Source organism: Pontiella sp., assembly GCF_041622395.1.
GTDB lineage: Bacteria > Verrucomicrobiota > Kiritimatiellia > Kiritimatiellales > Pontiellaceae > Pontiella.
Genome location: NZ_JBFJYW010000355.1, coordinates 1 through 3,492, shown reverse-complemented (window position 1 = coordinate 3,492; position 3,492 = coordinate 1). Strand labels below are relative to the sequence as shown.

The 3,492-nt window shown below is 58.5% G+C and carries 2 protein-coding genes and 1 pseudogene; 1 reads left to right on the top strand and 2 read right to left on the bottom strand.

The window, feature by feature from the left end:
• On the bottom strand, positions 1-2,274 hold a 2,274-nt coding region (locus tag ABYO54_RS15380; protein ID WP_372809118.1), incomplete at its 3' end, for a tetratricopeptide repeat protein.
• Positions 2,275-2,588: 314 nt separating this feature from the next.
• Here ABYO54_RS15380 and ABYO54_RS15375 point away from each other — a divergent pair.
• A complete protein-coding gene (locus ABYO54_RS15375) occupies positions 2,589-2,807 on the top strand; it encodes a hypothetical protein (RefSeq protein WP_372809117.1) in 219 nt (72 codons plus the stop codon).
• Between the two features lie 3 nt (positions 2,808-2,810).
• Here the strand turns inward: ABYO54_RS15375 and ABYO54_RS15370 are convergent.
• Positions 2,811-3,492 (bottom strand): annotated as a pseudogene (locus ABYO54_RS15370) (sodium:proton antiporter); the annotation flags it as partial.

Genomic DNA, 3,492 nt, shown 5'->3' with positions numbered 1-3,492 from the left:
GCCCGTATTGCCCGTGGCGACCGCCGCATCGCACATCAACGCCAGCGCGGCCGGGGACGCGAGATCGAGCTCCAGTTTGGAATCGAGCAACTCGGCGCCGAGGGCCTCCGTTGCTTCGTCGCCCAGCAGCATGGCCTGGGTGATCCGCAGGCGCAGACGAAGCACTTTCATCCGCGGGTCGACACTGGTGAGTTGAAGCTTGATCTTGAGGGCCAGCCCTTCGCGATCTTCTTCGGAAAGGTGGAAATCGGCGACCTTGACCAACTCCAGCATGATCTTGTCGACCCCCTGCTTGGACGGATCGTCGCCGAAGCGTTCGATGGCCGAAAGATAGGCGGTGACGGCATCGGACACCTGGCCCAGCTCGATCTGGGACTGGCCGATCCAGAAGACGGCTTCGGCCACGTCGGCCTTTTCTTCCCAGCGGTCCATGTAGTAGTTCATCAGATCGATGATTTCCTGCCACTTGCCCTCGAGCTTGTAAACCTCGGCGGCCTTGAAAGCCGGGTAGGCGGCCTGCAGATCGGTGGAGGCCTTGTCGATCCCCTTGCGGTAGTCGGCCAGCGAACGATCGAGCGTGTAGGGATCTTTATTGGACGCTTCCTTGGCCGCCTCGATGTCGCCGCGCATCGAGTACGCTTCGGAAACGAGTTGGTCGTCGGGATAGGCTTCGATGAACTTGGTGAAGACCGCTTCGGACTCGGGAATCCGTTCCAGGCCGAAGAGGCAGACGCCCTCGCGGAACATGGCGGAGGCGAAATATTCGCCGTATTCGTTGTTTTTTTGGTAAGTCTGGAAGTCGTCCAAGGCACTGGCGTAGTCGGCCTGCAGCATATGGGTCATGCCGCGGTAGTAGCGGGAATCGTGGAAGTGGCTACTTTGGGGGAAATCCCTCACGATGGTCGCGAACTGGACCCCGGCGGTCTTATAGTCCTTGGTCTGGAAATAGCCAAAGGCGAGCATGTAGTGCAAATCGGCCTGCAGGTCCAGCTCGTCGCGATCGGTGGTGGGCGGCATCCCGTCCAAATAGGGCTGGAGCTCAATGACCCGCGTGAAGTTGCCTTTGATCAGATTGTCGCGCACCATCATCGAAAGCAACGTGCGGGCAAACTGGCCGTCGGGACGTTCGTCGAGATAGAGCAGAATGCGCTCTTCCGCGCGCTGGATTTCCTGCACATCGTAGAGGATCAGAACGGACTGGAGCATCGAGGCTTCGCCGATCTGGCTCTTGCGGTCCTGGCGATAGAGCTTGTCGAAAAGCACATACCCTTCCCAATAGCGTTTCACCTCGGCGTAGATCTGTCCGATGCGGAAGGTGACCTCATCTTCGTAGGGCGGCAGCTCGCCCAGGGTCTTCATCGATTCGCGGATGTCGTCGATCTCGGTTTGGCGCTCCTTGATATCCGCATCCAGCAGACTGCCGGCCGTCTTGCCCTCGTCGAGTTTACGGGTCAGGTTGGCGACCCGTTGTTCGGCGAATTTAATCATCTTTTCGCGCGGCAACACCATGCGGTAGAGCAACAGGGCGTTGAGGAGATCGTCCTCGTCCCCGTCTTCGTAGAGCGATTTGCCCGCTTTCATCAAGGTAAGGTTGAGGGTGATATCGTATTTGGAATCGGTGCGGTAGATCCGGGGGATCCACCCGAACAGCTCGCGCCAGTTTTTGTCCTCCACGAGCGCGCGGACAACCATGATCTGGCAAAGCGACGAGACGCGCTCCTCGTCGGCGTGGCTGGCGGCGTAGCTCAAGGGCTTGACGCACTCTTTCCATTTGTTCTGGCGGAACAGGGCCTGTCCGAGCAGCAAATTGGCGTTATAGACATCTTCGGGTTCCTTGTCGCGAAGACTCAGGATGCGGTTGGCGATCTCTTCGATCTTCCCCCACTCCTGCTTCTCGAAAAACCCCTGCGCCATCATGCGCAACGCCAGCTTTTCCTTACCGCGCGGCTCGTTCTCGAGATAGGTTTCGATCAGCTTCATGCCGGCGGGGATATCCCCCTGCCGATAATAGCAACGGGCCAGCTGGAACCGGCAGGTCTGGCAGGTGTCTCTGCCTTGCGGGTCGGTCAGCGACTCGGTACGGCGAATCACTTCCTTCAGGGCAGGAATCGCGGCGCCATAATCGCCACGTTGCAGCAAGCGGTCGGCGCTTGCAACCACATCGGAAATGCCCTCGGTCCCATAATTCTGGGCCGAAGCAACGCCGGCAACCAAGGCGAAGGCAAGCATGGCCGTATGAATTCGGTTTCCGCCAATACGGTGGTAAAACTTCATAAACTACCCCTCATAACACGATCTCAAATACTATTGAGCAGCCCTACCTGCCGCTCCCACGATTTATCGCCTACCCAAGCCTAGCCAGACGAGCAACTAATGCAATTCGTAACAAACTACCTTCACAAGGGGAGTTTTCAAGCCAATAAGGTGCAAAAATACCGCCGAGACCGCGAAAACAGAGGATTTCCTGCCCATCCGGGCGCGGCGGAATCCGGCCGGATCCATGCTCCAAAATTGTAGCACCGAACCGCGGCCCGAAAGTGAACAACCGCATCCCATTCCTGTCCAACATCATCGGAAAGGAGGACAAAATGCATACGGATTCCACAGTCAAACATTGGATGCATGTCATGCACGACGAAGGGGCGCGAATGAGCCATAGCTTCATGCATGTTTTGCACGAGAAAAGTTTTTGGGGCATCGTGTCCATTATCGCGGTTCTGGCCCTGTTGCTGACCCTGATCGTGCTGTTCGGCGAGAAGGTGCCGATCCATGAATACGGCATTCCTTCGCCCTACGGCTACTACTAGGGCTCATCGGCTCTCCGCCTCGACATCCAGCGCCGCATAGGCGCCGGCATCGGGTTCGAGGACGCGTTCGCCCACGAGCTTGATGGCCAGCGCGCCGAGCGGCGCGGTGAAGACGATGCTCATCACGGCAACGGCCAGGATGATCTCACCCGGGGCGGTTTCCATGCCGTTCTCCATCATCGAAGCCAGCGGCACCGCCCCCATGGCCGCCTGCACCGTGGCCTTCGGCCAATACGAAACCACTGCAAAAAAGCGTTCGCGCCCATTCAGCGGACTGCGGACCAACGAAAGCAACACCCCCGCGCTGCGGGCCACCAAGCCGCACAGAACCAAGCCCAGGCCGGCCAATCCGGTTTTCCACGCCAGCGAGATGTCCACCTTTGCCCCCACCAGCGTGAACAGCATGATCGAGGCAAAAACCCACAGCTTGCCCAGCTTCGATGAAATTTCGTGGGCCACGTGTTCGCGTTTTTCCAAAATAATGAATCCGGTAGCCATCACCGCCAGCAACGCCGCGAACGGAATGTTGATGGTCTCCAACAACCCTTGGACGCGTACCAGCAGGATCGACACGCCGATCACGATCATGGCCCGCTTGGTTGCCCGCGGATTAAACCGTTCGAACAGCTTCAGCAACAGCCAGCCGATCAGCAACCCCGCGCCGATCCCGGCCAAGATCGAAACG